Raw genomic sequence first — 15,102 nt, forward strand, 5'->3', positions numbered from 1 at the left:
ACCCCGGGGCCGGGGCGCCCCGGCCTCAGTTCCAGCGTGGAACCGCTTCGTCCTTGAGCTGCTGCCGCAGCACGTCGTAGTCGGGCACCACGCTCTCCACGGTCTCCCAGAAGCGGTGCGAGTGGTCCATCACCCGCAGGTGGGCCAGTTCGTGCGCCACGACGTAGTCGATCACCGGCAGCCGGAAGTGGATCAGCCGCCAGTTGAGCCGGATCGACCCGTCGGCGCTGGCGCTGCCCCAGCGCGTTGCCGCGTTGGACAGCGACAGCTTCTGCCACTGCACGCCGAGCAGCGGCGCGAAGTGGTCCAGCCGCTCGATGAACAGCTTGCGCGCCTGCCGCATGAGCCAGGCCTGCGCGGCGTCGCGGATCTGCGAGGGCTCGGCGTTCTGCGAGACGGCCAGCCGCAGGATGCGCGGCGCGCCTTCCTCGGTGGCCGCGTCCAGCGTGCCACCGACGCTCGCGAAGCCGTGCTTGGGATCGAGCCGCATCACGACCGGCTCGCCCAGGAACGGGAAGGCTGCGCCGTCCTTCCATTCGATGCGCGTGGCTTCCACGCGCGCGAGGCGCTGTCGCGTCTCCGTGAGCTTGCGCAGGATCCAGTCCGACTTCTCGTGGATGGCCGCATCCACATCGCGCAGCGCGACCCAGCGCGGCGCGCGCACCGACAGCCCTTCGGCCCCCACCAGGAAGCCGATGGTCTTGCGCTTGCCGCGCTTGAATTCGTAGGCCACGCGCGCGGAGCCCAGCACCACTTCGCGCGTGGCCTGTGGGTGCGCGAAGTTCGCGAGCGTCAGCGTGTCGGCCAGCGGCACCGCGGGCGGCGCATCCGGATCGACGGGCGCGGGAGGAAGGATGGCCGCGTCCGGCAGCACGGAAGGCGGTACCGCCGGCTTCGGCTTTCTCGGACGGCGCGGACGTGCCGGCGCGGGCGCCGGGGGCGCGAACTCGCTCCCCAGCCCCTCGAACAGGTCCATCGTGAACCGGAGCAATCCCCCCATGGCGGGCCTTCTGGTTTCTGTCGTTCTACCGGCGGCCCGCGCCCGTCAGCTCACCGCTTCCTGCCGCGCGGGCCGGGGCGGGCTGTCCACGTAGGCCTCGGGGTCGAGGCGGCGCATCTCGGCCTCGATCCATTCCTCGACCTCGCGCATCAGCTCGTCGGGCTTGCGGCCCACGCTGGGAATGGCCGGGCCGATGGACACGTCGACCACGCCCGGGCGCTTGATGAAGGCCTTGCGCGGCCAGACCTTGGCCGAGGTCACGGCGATCGGGATCACCGGCACGCCGGTCTCGCAGGCCAGCCGCGTGCCGCCGCTCTTGTAGGTGCCCTTCTGCCCGCGCGGGATGCGCGTGCCCTCGGGGAACATGATGATCCAGATGCCCTGCGCGAGCAGCTTGCGGCCCTGGTTCACCACCTTGTTGAAGGCCTGCGCGCGCTGGCTGCGGTCGATGTGGATCATGTCCAGCCGCGCCATCGCCCAGCCGAAGAAGGGGATGTAGAGAAGTTCCTTCTTGAACACGTAGGCCAGCGGATGCGGCATCAGCGTGGGCATCAGGAAGGTCTCGAGCGTGGACTGGTGCTTCACCAGCAGGACCGCGCCGGCGAGCTTGTCGGTCGGCAGGTTCTCCATGCCGCTCACGCGGGTCCTGATGCCCAGCAGCACGCGCGCGCCGCCGATGGCCCAGCCGAGCCAGCGTACGGCCATCCAGTAGAGCGGCACGCCGCGCTTCCAGAGCGAGCTGACGCACATGATGATGCCCCAGGGCACCACGGTGACGAGCATCCACAGTGCGTGGAGAACGGAACGGAACAACGCCATCAGACAGCCACCTGCAGTGCATCCCGCGCTTCGCGCGCGAGCAGAAAATCGACAAAGGCGGCGAGGTCGTCGTGGACCATCGTGTTCGCCGGGTATTCGGAAGGAAGCGGATCCACGCCGCGGCAGGCGGCGCCCATGCCGGTGAGCAGCAGGTGCGGCTCGCAGCCGGCGGCCGCGCCGGCCTGCAGGTCGCGCAGGCTGTCGCCGCAGGTCGGGATGCCCTTGAGATCTATGCCGTAGCGGTCGCCGATCTGCAGGAACAGGCCCGGCTTCGGCTTGCGGCAGTCGCAGTTCTCGTCGGGGCTGTGCGGGCAGTAGAACACCGCGTCGACCTTGCCGCCCACGGCCGCGAGCATCTTGTGCATCTTGGCGTGCATCGCGTTGAGCGAGGCCATGTCGAACAGGCCGCGCCCCAGGCCCGACTGGTTCGACGCGATCACCACGTGCCACCCCGCATGGTTGAGCCGCGCCACCGCTTCCAGCGCACCGGGCAGCGGCGTCCACTCGATGTCGCTCTTCACGAAGTCTTCGCGGTGCACGTTGAGCGTGCCGTTGCGGTCGAGGATGACGAGTTTCATGAGCTTTTCCCCGCTTCGATGCTGCGCCGCCCGATCCAGTCGTCGATCTGCGCCACAGGATATTTCGCCCCGTCCAGCAAGGCAGCACGTTCGTGCAGGACGGCGGTGTTCACCAAGTCGAGCCTGAGCAACTCGCGCACGAAGTCGGCATCCTTCTCGCGAGCCGCCACGCACTTCGACAGCGCCAGGTCGTGCAGATCGGGACAGACCACCGTCAGGTCACCCAAGTAGTGAAGACTGGCACGCTGCATCCAGTCGCCGGGCATCACTGCCGTCTCGGGGCCGACGCCATCGGCGTGGTATCCGAAGGTGTCGTCGAAGCTGGACAGTGCGCCGATGGCACCGTCGATCAGATCGGACTTCTCGGGGTGCAGGGCGGGATAGAGATCGAGCTCCCGCGACACCAGCAGGCTCGGCGGTGCATCCTCCAGCAGGAAGAGCAACGCCTGGCTGCCGATCACGACGAACGACTGCTCCTGCGCAATGGCTGCGGCCGCGCGCAGCACATGCTCGGCTTCGCTACGCTGCATGTGTGCCCTGCCGCGCCGCGCGCAGGAGTTCGCCGCGCTCGCGCTGCGTCATGAGGACGCCAACAGGAGAAACATTGCGCAGCGCCACCGCGTGATCGTCGGTACCGCAAGTGGCCTCCTCGATCGCATCGACGCCGGCAGCGAGCATGGCGCGCCACTCGTTCCAGTAAGGATCGGACCGCGTGGCACCGGCCCGCGCCTGCCACCGCTCGAGCGTCGCGGAAACATCCGCGATGCGCGCAGGCTCCGCCCGCAGCCGGGACACTGCAAGGCGATGCGCCTGAAGCAGGAAGTCGTCGATCTGTTGCTGGCGGTTCATGGCCGAATTATCGAGCGCCGAAAATCAGACCGCCAGCCGCTCGAGCTGCGCCACCCGGTTCATCGCGGCGTGCAGCGACATCAGCAGGCCCAGCCGGTTCAGCCGCAGGTCGGCCTGCTCGGCGTTGACCATCACGCCGTCGAAGAAGGCATCGACCGGCTCGCGCAGCGCGGCCAGCGTCTGCAGCGAGGCGGTGTAGTCGCCGGCGTCGAACTGCGCGTTGGCGGCGGGCACGACCTGCGCCATGGCCGCGTGCAGCGCCTTCTCGGCGGGCTCCTGCAGCAGCAGCTCGCTGACGTGCGCGTCGGCCTCGGGAGCCTTCTTGAGGATGTTGCCGATACGCTTGTTCGCTGCCGCGAGCGCTGCGGCGGCCGGCAGGGCAGCGAAGGCGCGCACGGCGGCCAGCAGCTTGGGCACCTCGCCCAGGCGCTGCGGGCGCGGTGCCAGCACGGCCTCGACCTCCTGCGCGCTGGCGCCCTGCTCGCGCAGGGAACCCGCAAGGCGGTCGTAGATGAAGTCGACGACCTGGCCAACGTCCTCCGCCGCCTTGTGCAGCGGGAACTCGCCGGTCTTGCCGATGGCGTCGTCCAGCGCCGTGCGCGCGTCGCTCACCAGCCTGGTCAGCTCCAGCGGCAGGTCTTTCTCGACCAGCATGCGGATCACGCCCAGCGCGTGGCGGCGCAGCGCGAACGGGTCGCGGTCGCCCGTGGGCAGGTTGCCGATGCCGAACATGCCGACCAGCGTCTCGAGCTTGTCGGCCAGCGCCACCACGAGGCCCACGGTGTTGCGCGGCAGCTCGTCGCCGGCGAAGCGCGGCTTGTAGTGGTCCTCGATGGCGTCGGCCACCGACGCGTCGAGGCCGTCGTGCAGCGCGTAGTAGCGGCCCATGATGCCCTGCAGCTCGGGGAACTCGCCGACCATGTCGGTCACCAGGTCGGCCTTGGCGAGCTGGGCGGCCTGCGTGGCATGCGCGGCGAGGGCCGCGTCGCCGAGCTTCTCGGCAATGCCGCGCGCGATGCGCATCACGCGCTCCACGCGCTCGCCCTGCGTGCCCAGCTTGTTGTGATAGACCACCTTGCCCAGCGATTCGACGCGCGAGGCCAGCGACTTCTTGCGGTCCTGGTCGAAGAAGAACTTGGCGTCGGCCAGGCGCGGGCGCACCACGCGCTCGTTGCCGCCGATGACCGCGCTCGCGTCGTCGGGGCTGATGTTGCTGACAACGAGGAACTTGTTGGTGAGCTTGCCCGAGGCGTCGAGCAGCGGAAAGTACTTCTGGTTGGCCTTCATCGTGAGGATGAGGCACTCCTGCGGCACTTCGAGGAACTCGCGCTCGAAGCTGCAGACCAGAACGTTCGGGCGCTCGACCAGCGCGGTCACTTCGTCGAGCAGGGCGTCGTCCTCGATGGGCACCGAGCCGCCGCCGGCCTTCACCGCGGCCGCCGCGAGCTGGCGCGCGATCTCGGCGCGGCGCGTCTCGAAGCTCGCGATGACGGCGCCTTCCTCCTGCAGCTGCAACGCATAGCTGTTGGCATCGCGCAGCACCACCGGATCGACCGCCGCCTCGAAGCGGTGGCCGTGCGTTTCGCGGCCCGCCTTCAGGCCCAGCGCCTCCACCGGAACCACGGCATCGCCGTACAGCGCCACGAGGCCGTGCGCGGGTCGCACGAAGCTCACGCTGCTCCAGCCCGGCAGCTCGCAGCCGCTTTCGAGCTGGTAGCTCATGACCTTGGGAATCGGCAGCTTGGCGATGGCTTCGGCCAGCGCCTTCTGCAGGCCCTCGGCCAGCGTTGCACCCTTGGCGGTGCTTTCGTAGAACAGGGCCTCGGCCTTGCCGTCCATCGCGCGCTTGAGGCCGGGCACGGCGGAGGCGTCGGCGCCCAACGCGCCCAGGCGCTTCAGCAGAGCGGGCGTAGGCTGGCCCGAAGCGTCGAGGCCCACGGCCACGGGCATGAGCTTCTGCGACACGGCCTTGTCAGCGGCGCGTTCGGCCACGTGCGTGATGTGCGCGGCCAGGCGGCGCGGCGAAGCGTACGGCGTCAGCACCGCACCGGCGTCGGCAAGGCCCTGCGCCACGAGCTGGTCGCGCAGCACGCCGGCAAAGGCGTCGCCGAGCTTCTTCAGTGCCTTCGGCGGCAGCTCTTCGACAAACAGTTCGACCAGGAGGGAGTTCTTGTTCATGGGGGTCGTCATCGCTCAGGCAACCTTCTTCGGCGGGATCTGCGCGACCCACTCGCGCGGCGCCATCGGGAAGCCCAGGCGCTCGCGGCTGTCGTAATAGCTCTGCGCCACGCTGCGCGCGAGGTTGCGGATGCGGCCGATGTAGGCGGCGCGCTCGGTCACGCTGATCGCGCCGCGCGCGTCCAGCAGGTTGAAGCTGTGCGCGGCCTTCAGCACCTGCTCGTAGGCGGGCAGCGCGAGCTGGGCTTCCATGAGGTGCCTGGCCTGCTTCTCGTGCGCGTTGAAGGCGGTGAACAGGAACTCGGCGTCGCTGTGCTCGAAGTTGTAGGTCGACTGCTCGACCTCGTTCTGCTTGTAGACATCGCCGTAGCTCAGGCCGTCGGTCCAGGTGAGGTTGTAGACGTTGTCCACGCCCTGCAGGTACATGGCCAGGCGCTCCAGGCCGTACGTGATCTCGCCGGTGATGGGCTTGCAGTCGATGCCGCCGACCTGCTGGAAGTAGGTGAACTGCGTCACCTCCATGCCGTTGAGCCAGACTTCCCAGCCCAGGCCCCAGGCGCCGAGCGTGGGGTTCTCCCAGTCGTCCTCGACGAAGCGGATGTCGTTCTTCTTGAGGTCGAAGCCCAGGGCCTCGAGGCTGCCGAGGTAGAGCTCGAGGATGTTCGAGGGCGCCGGCTTCAGCACCACCTGGTACTGGTAGTAGTGCTGCAGGCGGTTGGGGTTCTCGCCGTAGCGGCCGTCCTTGGGGCGGCGGCTGGGCTGCACGTAGGCGGCTTTCCAGGGCTCGGGGCCCAGCGCGCGCAGAAAGGTGGCGGTGTGCGAGGTGCCCGCGCCCACTTCCATGTCGTACGGTTGCAGCAGCGCGCAGCCCTTGTCGGCCCAGTACGACTGCAGTTTGAGAATGATTTGTTGGAAGGTCAGCATGGATCTGCGTGAAGGCGGCCGCCCGGCGGGAGAAGACCCCGCGGCGCAACGAACCGGCTATTTTACGAGGCAGCGGGCAGTCAGGAACGGGCCGCTATGCTCCTGCCCTTCCCGCCGAACCCCCAGCCCTGTCGCCCGAACGCCCCACTCATGCCCGTTGACCATGCCGCACTGATCGCCCTGGGAGAGCGCCTCGGCGCCCAGGCCTGGCCCGGATTCCTGGTTCTTCTCGCCCTGCTGACCCTGGTCGCCGGCATCGCCGCATGGGGCTTCGAGCACCTGCGCCGCCGCCGCGCGGCGCAACCCGAGCCGGGCGCCGGGCTGCTGTTCGGCGGGCTGGCCATCGGTGCGGCGGCGGTGCTGGCGCTGGCCTGGGTATTCGCCGAAGTGGCCGAGGGCCTTGGCAACGGCCGGCCAATGGGCCTGCTGGACGAGACGATCAGCCATTCCGTGGGCGTGAATACGCCACCGGGCGTGCGCGAGGTGTTCTCGTGGCTCACCCACCTTGCCGACCCGATCACCGTGGTGCTGCTGTGCACCGGAGTGGCGATCGCGCTGTGGCTGCGCGGGCACCGCGGCTTCGCTGCCGGCTGGGTCGCGGCCACGGTCGGCAATGCACTGCTGAACCACATGCTCAAGCACATCTTCGAGCGCGCCCGGCCGGTGCATGACTTCGGCTTCGCGCAGGTCTCGGGCTACTCCTTTCCGAGCGGCCACAGCTCGGGCTCGATGGTGCTCTACGGCATGCTGGGCTACCTGGGGCTGCGCATGCTGCCCGCGCGCTGGCGCGTGCCATCGGTGATGGCGGCGACGGCCGTGATCGTCACCGTGGCCTGCAGCCGCATCTTCGTGCGGGCGCACTTCCCGAGCGACGTGCTCGCGGGGCTGTGCTCGGGCGCCGCATGGCTGGCGATCTGCATCGCGAGCATCGAGTACGCGCGGCACCATCGCGGAACGGACCGCCGATAGAAAGAAAAAAGGCCGCTGCGGCTTTCACCGCTGCGGCCTTGTTCTGCAGAGGGGCGCCATGCGCCCCGGGGGAGATCAGTACTCCCAGAAGATGCGCTGCAGTTCCTTGGTGTTGTTCGTCTTGGTCAGGGCGACCATCGCCAGGATGCGCGCCTTCTGCGGACGCAGGTCGTGCGCCACCACCCAGTCGTACTTGTCGTCGGGCTGCTCGGCGTTGCGGATCACGAAGCCGTCGGGCACGCGGGCGCTGCGGATCACGATCACGCCGTCGGCGCGGGCCTTCTGCAGGTTCGGAACGATGCGGTCGGCCACCGAGCCGTTGCCGGTACCGCCGTGGATCAGCGCCTTGGCGCCGCTCTTGGCGATGGCGTCGATGGCCACCGAGCTCACGCCCTCGTAGCCCATGGCAATTTCAACCGGCGGCAGCGCGGTGATGCTGTCGATGTCGAACTCCGAGTTCATGGTGTGGCGCTTGACCGGGGCGCGGAACCAGTAGTTGCGGCCTTCGACGATCATGCCCAGCGGGCCCCACTGGCTGGAGAAGGCGTTGGTCTTGATGTTGACGTTCTTGCTCACGTCGCGGCCGGTGTCGATGTTGTCGTTCATCGTCACGAGCACGCCCTTGCCCATCGCGTCCTTGCTGCCCGCCACGTTCACGGCGTTGTACAGGTTGAGAGCGCCGTCGGCCGACAGCGCGGTGCCCGGGCGCATCGAGCCGACCACCACGATCGGCTTGTTTGTGTGCACGGTCAGCGTGAGGAAATAGGCGGTTTCTTCCAGCGTGTCGGTGCCGTGGGTGATGACGATGCCGTCCACGTCCGATTGCTTCGACAGCGCCGACACGCGCTTGGCCAGCGTCATCAGGTTGTCGTTGGTGAGGCTTTCCGACGCGACCTGGAACACCTGTTCGCCGCGCACGTTGGCGACCTTGGAGAGCTCAGGCAAGCCGGCGATCAGCTTCTCGACGCCGACCTTGGCGGCCGCGTAGGTGGCGCTGTTGACGGCCGAGGCGCCGGCCCCGGCGATGGTGCCGCCGGTGGCGAGGATCACCACATTGGGCAGCGCCTGTTGCGCCTGCGCGAGCGCGCTGGCGGCCAGCAGCGCGGCGCCGGCCGCGAAGGCACGGAAACGGGGAGAGAGGTACATAAACAACTCCTGTGTTGAATGGAATTTTTCGAGGCGGCGAGGAAGATACAGGAACCATGCCCGCATGCCCTGCCCGCTCATGCCGGCATGGCATGCGGTCATGCCAGGGGTACCGGTGGTATTACCATCGACCGCGCGCACCGCCGCTCGCCCACCCGCCACCATGAACGCCGATCCCGCCGCCCTTCCCGTCTCGACCGCCCAGGAAATGCCCGCGCCCGACGGCCCCCTGTCGCGCGCAAGGCCCGGGCGCGAACGCATCATGGCGGCGATCCGCACCGCGGCGGTCACGGAGTTCAGCCTGCATGGCCTCAAGGGCACCTCGACCCAGGCCATCGCGGCGCGCGCCGGCCTCACCAAGCCCCAGCTGCACTACTACATCGCCGGCAAGGAAGAACTCTACGAAGAGCTGCTGATGCAGGTGCTGCACGCATGGAAGGTGGTGTTCTCCTTCGAGGACGCGAGCGACCCGGCCACGGTGCTGGGCGACTACATCCGCAAGAAGCTGGACCACGCCATCGACAGCCCCGAGATGTCGCGCATCTTCACGCGCGAAATTCTCGACGGCGGGCGCAACCTCGACCGCTACTGGCCCAACGCACGGGCCTGGACGCAGAAGAAGATCGACGTCATCAATGGCTGGATCGCACGCGGCCAGATGCGCCCGCTCGACGCACGCATCCTGCTGATGCACATCTGGGCCATGACGCAGAGCTATGCCGACTACGCGATCCAGACGCGCGTGATGCTCGGCCTGCCGCCCGACGCGCCCTTCGACCGCGAGCCCATCGCGCGCGAGCTGGTGGCCTTCGTGCTGCACGGCTGCGGCATCGAGGCCTGAGCGCCGGCTGCGGTCGTAGCCAATTCTTTCTTCTTACTCCTCTTCCCGCCTTCCTTCCGCTTCCTGCAACGCAGTGACTTTGTGCACTGTGTTCGGTACGCCCGCGCGCCTACCTTCGCACGCTTCGCCGCCCAGCCTTCTTTTTCTTCTTTCGCGGCGGCGAATCACGAACAGACAAACAGGAGTAGAGGATCATGAAAGCGAGATTGTTCTTTGCCGCGCTCGCGACGGCAGCACTGGTGGCCTGCGGCGGCGGCGGGGGTGGCGGCAGCAGCTTCGACCCCGGGCTCTTCAGCCAGATACCCCCTCCGCCGAAGGAGCCGCCGCCAAAGGAGCCGCCACCTGAAGAGCCTGGCCCCGGCACCAATCCGACGCCCGTCAACGCCCACTACAAGTGGGTGACCTTCGAGCAGGACCGCGATCCGGACGTCGATCCGGCCGAGAAGCGCTACGACGACTACATCGCGCTGCTGAACCGCGAAGGCGCCGCGGGCTATCGCTATGTCGAAGGCACCCTGGGCGGCAACATCGTGCGGCTGCAGGACAAGTTCATGGTGGTGAAAGACGTCGACACCACCTACAGCTATGAGTACAAGACGATCGAGCTCGACATCCTGACGCCCGACCTGCTGCCGCGCCTGCTGCAGCAGATGAAGGACCAGGGCGCGCAGGGCAAGGTCTTCGTGCAGCTGATGCCGCAGCTGAAGATCCTGCCGCCGCCGAACAGCAACCCCGTGTTCGGCGTGCTCTACCGCAAGGACATGGGCTCATCGGCCACCTACGACTACAACTCCATCCCGATCCCGACCACCACGGTGGACATGGTGAACGCGGCCAACGCGCAGGGCGCCAACGGCTTCAGGCCGTGGTTCGCACCCAGCACCATCAACCACGAGAGCGCGTATTTCTTCATCAAGGACCTGAGCAGCCCGGCCCGCTACGAGATGAAGGCCGTGATCAGTCCGCTGAGCGTGGTCGGCGGCGACTTCCCCGACGTCCCGAAACAGATCCGCGAACAGGGTGCGCTGGGCTACCGCCTGCTGAAGGAGCGCTTCCTGACCGACGAGGGCAAGACTTCGAGCTTCTTCCTCTACATGAAGGACCTGACGCAGGCGAGCACCTTCGAGTACGAGTTCCCCAAGGCCAACAACATCTACTTCGGTCTCGATGAAAACAACATCATCCAGGCGAACGAGCAGACGGCCAACGGCCTGCGCTACTTCGGCAACCCGGACGAGCCGATCTTCTTCCGGTCGCTGAACTGCACCGGGGCGCTGTGCCTGTCGCCGGACAACACCGAGATCGGGAACCAGGACTGAGCGCCGAACGACCGGCCGCCGTCTAGAGGCCATGCACGACCCAGGCGCCTGCAGGCGCCTCGGGTATGTGCACGGTGTGCTCGCCGGGCCGGTCGAAGCTGTACTCGCGCCCGCCGATGGTGATCGACCTCATGTTGGTCCAGACCAGATAGTCGTATCCCTCGGGGGTTCGCGTGGCCTGCAGCACCTGGAACACAGGCGCCACGCTCACCACGAGCCGTACCCGCGCCGTCGCTGTGGCCGGGCCGGCGCTGCTCTCCGCCGCGCACACCAGCGGCGCGAATGCGACCAGCGCAGCCAGGGCGGCGCGCGCCGGTTGAAACCGATTTCCCGTCATGAGGCCCGATCCGTTGTCGTGCGTCGCAAGGACGCGAGGCGCGGGCGCGGCAGGGGCGCCCGGCATCCGGATATCGGCAGGAATGGAAAGAAATGCAGGGCCCGCCGGAGAAACCGGCGACTGGCCGGCAACTGGCCGGCGGGCCCGGCCGGTCAGTAGGTCACCGTCACCCGCGTGGCATTGCTGCCGTCGCCGGCTGCAGCACTCGCGGACTGCGGCGAAGCGCCGCCCGCGGTCGCGGCCATCGCGCTGACGGTGCCGTGCAGGGCGGTGCCCAGGCTTGCACGGCCGTCGGCATCGGTGCCAGGCACCATGAAGGTCGCTTCTCCGACCTTGTCGAACCGGTACTCCCGCCCCTTGATGACCACCGACGCCATGTTGGTCCGCACGCGGTACTCGTGCCCGCCGTTCACGGGCCTGATCTCCAGCACCTCGAAGGTCGGGAGCACGTTGATCGTCAGGTTGAAGCGGCCGGCCGCCCTGTTCGCTTCGCGCGCCGGCTCGGCGGAACTCAATTGCAGCGGCAGGGGCAACACGAGCAGCAGCATGCCTGCGGCCGCCAGTGGTGGTGCCGTTCGCGGCGACCGCAGCGCAGCCGCCCTCGCAGTTCGCCTGTTTCCGGGCATGGGAACTCCTATCGTCGCAACCTGGGAGGCATCGGATCGATGCCCAGTCAGGCTTATCGGCAGAGTCGCGGAAAAATGAAGGCCGTGAGGCCCCATTCTTCACACATTCCCGCAATTTGCCAGCGGGCTTCCCGTTTCGCTCGCCCGGGCTCGGCCCGGACCCGGATTCAGTAGGTCACGGTGACCGTCACGACGTCGAGGTAGCTGTCCGGCCGCACGTTGGTGCTTGCGCCGAGAACGCGGCCATACAGGGGCAGCGTCTGGACCTGGCCGCTGCCCGTACCCCCCATGGTGTTGGTTCCCGCGATGTTGCCCCAGGCATTCGTGCGCCCGGCGTTGCGGTAGAGCTGGTACGGCACCGTGTCCGTGTTGCCAGGCACGCCCCCGGTCGGCGTCATCGCCCCCGCACCATTGGCCACGTTGTTCGACGGCGTCAGCCCGACCGTGTAGGAGGTGGGCGTCGTGCAGGTCACGTAGATGTTGCCGAGCTTGTCGATGTTGGCCCCGCCCGGCAGGCCCGCGACGGAGCCGAAGTTCAGCGGATCGGCCGTGACGACGCAGCTCTTGGAGATGGTGGCGCTGACGATGAAGGCGAACTGGTCCGCCAGCGTCGTGCCGCACGTGGTCGGGGGCGCGTTCGTGCTCGACGTCAGCGTGATCGAGGTGTGGATGCCGGCGAAGTTGTCCTGATAGGAGCCCGGGGGCACAGTGCTCTGGCCCGCGAGCAACTCACCGCGCATCGTGGCGGTGCCCGAGGTGGTGGTGGACCGGGCGGGAATGGCGATGTTGATGGTGAACGGGTTCGGCACCGCGGCGTTGCCGTTCGAGCCCCAGATCGTGCTGCTCGTCCCCTGGTAGAGCTGGAACTTCAGGCTGTCGCCCGCGGTGTTCTTCATGACGCGCGGATTGAAGTTCGTGAGGCCCTCGTTGCCGTCGCCGATGTTGAAGCAGACCCTGGCGTACTCGGTGGTGTTGTTGTTGCCGCTCTTGGTGCAGGTGTAGCTCAGCGTGGCGTTGGCGGGCGTGGCCGTGCCGGCAACCAGGTCGACCGCGCCGAAAGCCACGGCCGTCATCGATGCCGTGCAATTGATCGACGCCTGGGCGCTGCCCGCCGACAGCAGCCACAGCAGCGCGCAGAACATGGGCAGGCGCAGGGCCCGCAGCGTGCGGATCAGAAGACTCATGGCGTCTTGGCCTCCCTGGTGCAGCGCAGCGGCCCGATCTGCGGGACTGCCGCGCCTTCCTTGCGATAGTCGAAGCTGGTCCGGCAGACGCCGTTGGGCGTCTGCACGTCGAGCGTGTTGCGGGCCTGCAGCGACTCGAGATACACGGCGCCGTCGAAGCCCACCAGCGCCGGCTCGCCGCCCTGTGCGTTGGCTCGCACGCGACTGCCCAGCGGCAGCGGCTTGCCCGCCTCGTCCACCAGCAGCAGCGCGGCCGCGCTGACCGGCGTGATGCCGAAGCGCACCAGCGTGCCGGCCCGGTCGCTCGGCGTGGCGACCGTCTTCACGCGCTCGATTCTCACGTCGGCGGGCAGCTGCATCGGGTCGATGGACAGCTGGTTGTTCTGGTAGGAGCGAAGCGGCGCCACCAGCAGCATGCCCTTGTCGTCCGTGGTGCCGATGTCGCGGTTTTCCAGCCTCACGGGCACACCCGCGATGCCGTCGGTGGAAACCACCGCGAAGGCGTCGTCGATGCGCCGCGCCGCGAAGGGCTGGCCGCCCATGAACGCGATCGAGCCGGTGGCGCCCGCGTAGGCGAAGCGGTTGTCGCCGAGCACGCTGATGCCGGCCATGGCGCGGCCGTAGCGGCCGAGGTAGTCGATCTCGGCCTGACCGCCGTTCTGGCCGCCGCCCTGGCGCAGGCCCGCTCTCCAGCCGATGCCGCCGTCGCCCGGCATGGAGCTCTGCGCATCGGCGGTGTAGACCGTCTTGCCGTTGTCGCGCTGGACGCCGGCGCTGGCCGTGATGTTGCCGTCCAGCGCCCAGGTGAAGCCGACGAAGAGGCTGCGCTCGCGGCGGTTGTCGAGGTTCTGGTTGAGGCTCACGTTCATCGAGGCGCTCTTTCCGATGGCCCGGAACCAGTAGACGCTGGCCATGCGCGTCGCCTCCTGCGCCGGGTAGCGCAGGTAGAGGTAGCTCAGGCCGAAGCTGCCGAGATCCTTTGTCGTGTAGCCGATGGATGCACGGCCCGAGCCACGGGCCGGTGCGCTGCCGTAGAGCGAGGCGACGTCGCGGTACTCGCCGCGCGTGCGCGTGCCCTCGACCGCGAAATTGAACTGGTTGTCGCGCCAGCTGTAGCCTAGGTTGAGCAGCGAGCCCTGCTCGCCGCGATAGCTGCTGTGCGCCACGGCGCCCGTGAACACGCCGCTCTGCCCGATCAGCCATGCGCCGCCGACACCACCCTTCACCAGCCCCTTGGTGGTCTCGCCGTGCGCCTCCAGCGTGAAGCTGTTGCTCACGCCGTAGCGCCAGGTGCCGGTGGCGGCGGGGTCGCTGCCGTAGTCGTTCGAGCGCAGGCCGTAGTTCCTGCGCACCATGCCGAGATCGACGGACCAGTCGGACAGGCCCTCCTGCAGCAGGCGCTGCGTGTCGTACAGCGAGAAGTCGAGGGTCGTCGCGCGCCCGAAGGCGTCGGTGAGAACCACCTGGGCATTGCCCGCGCCGTTGATGCTGGGCACCGTGTTCAGCTGGAAGGGCCCGGCAGGGACCTGGCCGGTGTACTGGCGCAGGCCGTTGATGTAGAGCTCCACCTGCGAGGGCAGCGTGGCCGAGCCCAGGAAGGCCGGCAGCGGGGTCGTCGTGCGATAGGGCTGCAGCGAGAAGTTGCGCGAGAGCTGGATGCCGCCGATGCGGGTGGAGCGCGACCACGGCAGCGACGCGGTGGTGGTGTCGCCCACGCGCAGCGTCAGCATGTCGTCGGGGAAGGACTGGCTCCAGGTGGTGTCCAGCCGCACGGAGTCGTGCTTCCAGTCTTCGTTGTCGGAGCGGTAGGCGCGCGACATCATGGTGCTGGTGAACACGCTGCTTCCGCTGAAGGCGCGAACTTCGGCCAGCGCGTTGAGGCTGGTGCTGTTGCCGCGGCCCTGCGTGCCGTAGAGGTCGTAGTTCAGCAGCAGGCCGGGCGAGGCGCTGGCCTTGGGGGAGGCGACCGTCGAGGTGTTCACCACCGTCGTGGGCAGGCGCAGCACGTCGGCGGGCGCGTTGATGGCGACGCTCTGCCTTGCGGCGTCGTAGGCGACCTTCACGCCGGGAAGGCTGTTGAGCCTCACCGGGTCGGACGCGCCCGGCGGCAGGACGAAGCCCAGTTGCCGCAGGGTGGAGGCGCTGGTCCAGAGCTCGCGATCGCGCAGCCCGAAATGCACCAGCCCCTGGGGGTTGCCGTTGAGGCTCAGTTCCAGGTAGAGGTCGCTCCCGGTCGGGCCGGTGAGGTCGCTTTCCGCAGCGGATGCAACCAGCCACGGGCCCGGTCCGGCTGCAGTCTTCTCGGCCTGGGCGTCCAATGACGCCAGGCCCG

15 protein-coding genes are annotated in these 15,102 nt (G+C 68.3%); 3 read left to right on the forward strand and 12 right to left on the reverse strand.

The window, feature by feature from the left end:
- Positions 1-25 precede the first annotated feature (25 nt).
- The 7 genes from ABL844_RS28475 to glyQ are packed head-to-tail and all read right to left on the reverse strand — an operon-like array spanning position 26 to position 6,348.
- Complete coding sequence (locus ABL844_RS28475; RefSeq protein WP_260319385.1) at positions 26-1,000, reverse strand: M48 family metallopeptidase; 975 nt, start codon at positions 998-1,000, stop codon at positions 26-28.
- A gap of 45 nt (positions 1,001-1,045) precedes the next feature.
- Positions 1,046-1,819 carry a lysophospholipid acyltransferase family protein gene (locus tag ABL844_RS28480; RefSeq protein WP_418129742.1) on the reverse strand — a complete coding sequence of 258 codons (774 nt, stop codon included), beginning with the start codon at positions 1,817-1,819 and terminating at the stop codon, positions 1,046-1,048.
- Positions 1,819-2,397, reverse strand: a complete 579-nt coding sequence (gene gmhB / locus ABL844_RS28485; protein WP_126023776.1) for a D-glycero-beta-D-manno-heptose 1,7-bisphosphate 7-phosphatase — start codon at positions 2,395-2,397, stop codon at positions 1,819-1,821. The genes ABL844_RS28480 and gmhB overlap by 1 nt, the downstream gene beginning before the upstream one ends.
- On the reverse strand, positions 2,394-2,927 hold the full coding sequence (locus tag ABL844_RS28490) for a DUF6036 family nucleotidyltransferase (RefSeq protein WP_126023777.1): 534 nt from the start codon (positions 2,925-2,927) through the stop codon (positions 2,394-2,396). The genes gmhB and ABL844_RS28490 overlap by 4 nt, the downstream gene beginning before the upstream one ends.
- A complete protein-coding gene (locus tag ABL844_RS28495) occupies positions 2,917-3,246 on the reverse strand; it encodes a hypothetical protein (protein WP_418129743.1) in 330 nt (109 codons plus the stop codon). Before ABL844_RS28495 ends, ABL844_RS28490 begins: the two co-directional genes overlap by 11 nt.
- A 24-nt stretch (positions 3,247-3,270) precedes the next feature.
- The gene (gene glyS, locus ABL844_RS28500) at positions 3,271-5,436 is read right to left on the reverse strand and encodes a glycine--tRNA ligase subunit beta (RefSeq protein WP_375792103.1); all 2,166 of its coding nucleotides are present in this window, start codon (positions 5,434-5,436) and stop codon (positions 3,271-3,273) included.
- A gap of 3 nt (positions 5,437-5,439) precedes the next feature.
- On the reverse strand, positions 5,440-6,348 hold the full coding sequence (gene glyQ, locus ABL844_RS28505; RefSeq protein WP_418129744.1) for a glycine--tRNA ligase subunit alpha: 909 nt from the start codon (positions 6,346-6,348) through the stop codon (positions 5,440-5,442).
- A 150-nt stretch (positions 6,349-6,498) separates the two neighbouring features.
- Here glyQ and ABL844_RS28510 point away from each other — a divergent pair, with 150 nt between their 5' ends.
- A complete protein-coding gene (locus ABL844_RS28510) occupies positions 6,499-7,317 on the forward strand; it encodes a phosphatase PAP2 family protein (protein ID WP_184640928.1) in 819 nt (272 codons plus the stop codon).
- A gap of 75 nt (positions 7,318-7,392) precedes the next feature.
- Here the strand turns inward: ABL844_RS28510 and ABL844_RS28515 are convergent, their stop codons facing one another.
- Positions 7,393-8,463, reverse strand: coding sequence for an asparaginase (locus ABL844_RS28515; protein WP_418129745.1), 1,071 nt, complete (start codon positions 8,461-8,463; stop codon positions 7,393-7,395).
- 163 nt (positions 8,464-8,626) lie between these two features.
- Here ABL844_RS28515 and ABL844_RS28520 point away from each other — a divergent pair, with 163 nt between their 5' ends.
- Both ABL844_RS28520 and ABL844_RS28525 read left to right on the forward strand, forming a co-directional pair.
- On the forward strand, positions 8,627-9,304 hold the full coding sequence (locus ABL844_RS28520) for a TetR/AcrR family transcriptional regulator (RefSeq protein ID WP_184640930.1): 678 nt from the start codon (positions 8,627-8,629) through the stop codon (positions 9,302-9,304).
- Positions 9,305-9,498: 194 nt separating this feature from the next.
- On the forward strand, positions 9,499-10,623 hold the full coding sequence (locus ABL844_RS28525) for a hypothetical protein (protein ID WP_418129746.1): 1,125 nt from the start codon (positions 9,499-9,501) through the stop codon (positions 10,621-10,623).
- 22 nt (positions 10,624-10,645) lie between these two features.
- Here the strand turns inward: ABL844_RS28525 and ABL844_RS28530 are convergent, their stop codons facing one another.
- The 4 genes from ABL844_RS28530 to ABL844_RS28545 form a co-directional block, all read right to left on the reverse strand.
- Entirely contained in the window at positions 10,646-10,960 is a 315-nt protein-coding gene (locus ABL844_RS28530; protein ID WP_184640932.1) for a hypothetical protein, read from the reverse strand.
- 152 nt (positions 10,961-11,112) lie between these two features.
- Positions 11,113-11,508 (reverse strand): hypothetical protein, encoded by a 396-nt coding sequence (locus ABL844_RS28535; RefSeq protein ID WP_418129747.1) that lies wholly within the window; start codon positions 11,506-11,508, stop codon positions 11,113-11,115.
- A gap of 245 nt (positions 11,509-11,753) precedes the next feature.
- Entirely contained in the window at positions 11,754-12,770 is a 1,017-nt protein-coding gene (locus ABL844_RS28540) for a spore coat U domain-containing protein (RefSeq protein WP_418122948.1), read from the reverse strand.
- Positions 12,767-15,088, reverse strand: coding sequence for a fimbria/pilus outer membrane usher protein (locus ABL844_RS28545; RefSeq protein ID WP_418129748.1), 2,322 nt, complete (start codon positions 15,086-15,088; stop codon positions 12,767-12,769). Before ABL844_RS28545 ends, ABL844_RS28540 begins: the two co-directional genes overlap by 4 nt.
- Positions 15,089-15,102: the final 14 nt, after the last annotated feature.

Origin of the sequence: Variovorax sp. 278MFTsu5.1 (genome assembly GCF_048305045.1) — a bacterium.
GTDB classification, from domain to species: Bacteria; Pseudomonadota; Gammaproteobacteria; order Burkholderiales; family Burkholderiaceae_C; genus Variovorax; species Variovorax guangxiensis.

Coding starts and splice junctions, on each gene's coding strand:
- glyQ (WP_418129744.1), bottom strand. CDS start 6,348: ATGCTGACCTTCCAACAAATCATTCTCAAACTGCAGTCGTACTGGGCC.
- ABL844_RS28490 (WP_126023777.1), bottom strand. CDS start 2,927: ATGCAGCGTAGCGAAGCCGAGCATGTGCTGCGCGCGGCCGCAGCCATT.
- gmhB (WP_126023776.1), bottom strand. CDS start 2,397: ATGAAACTCGTCATCCTCGACCGCAACGGCACGCTCAACGTGCACCGC.
- ABL844_RS28510 (WP_184640928.1), top strand. CDS start 6,499: ATGCCCGTTGACCATGCCGCACTGATCGCCCTGGGAGAGCGCCTCGGC.
- ABL844_RS28535 (WP_418129747.1), bottom strand. CDS start 11,508: ATGCTGCTGCTCGTGTTGCCCCTGCCGCTGCAATTGAGTTCCGCCGAG.
- ABL844_RS28530 (WP_184640932.1), bottom strand. CDS start 10,960: ATGACGGGAAATCGGTTTCAACCGGCGCGCGCCGCCCTGGCTGCGCTG.
- ABL844_RS28520 (WP_184640930.1), top strand. CDS start 8,627: ATGAACGCCGATCCCGCCGCCCTTCCCGTCTCGACCGCCCAGGAAATG.
- ABL844_RS28525 (WP_418129746.1), top strand. CDS start 9,499: ATGAAAGCGAGATTGTTCTTTGCCGCGCTCGCGACGGCAGCACTGGTG.
- glyS (WP_375792103.1), bottom strand. CDS start 5,436: ATGACGACCCCCATGAACAAGAACTCCCTCCTGGTCGAACTGTTTGTC.
- ABL844_RS28540 (WP_418122948.1), bottom strand. CDS start 12,770: ATGAGTCTTCTGATCCGCACGCTGCGGGCCCTGCGCCTGCCCATGTTC.
- ABL844_RS28475 (WP_260319385.1), bottom strand. CDS start 1,000: ATGGGGGGATTGCTCCGGTTCACGATGGACCTGTTCGAGGGGCTGGGG.
- ABL844_RS28495 (WP_418129743.1), bottom strand. CDS start 3,246: ATGAACCGCCAGCAACAGATCGACGACTTCCTGCTTCAGGCGCATCGC.
- ABL844_RS28480 (WP_418129742.1), bottom strand. CDS start 1,819: ATGGCGTTGTTCCGTTCCGTTCTCCACGCACTGTGGATGCTCGTCACC.
- ABL844_RS28515 (WP_418129745.1), bottom strand. CDS start 8,463: ATGTACCTCTCTCCCCGTTTCCGTGCCTTCGCGGCCGGCGCCGCGCTG.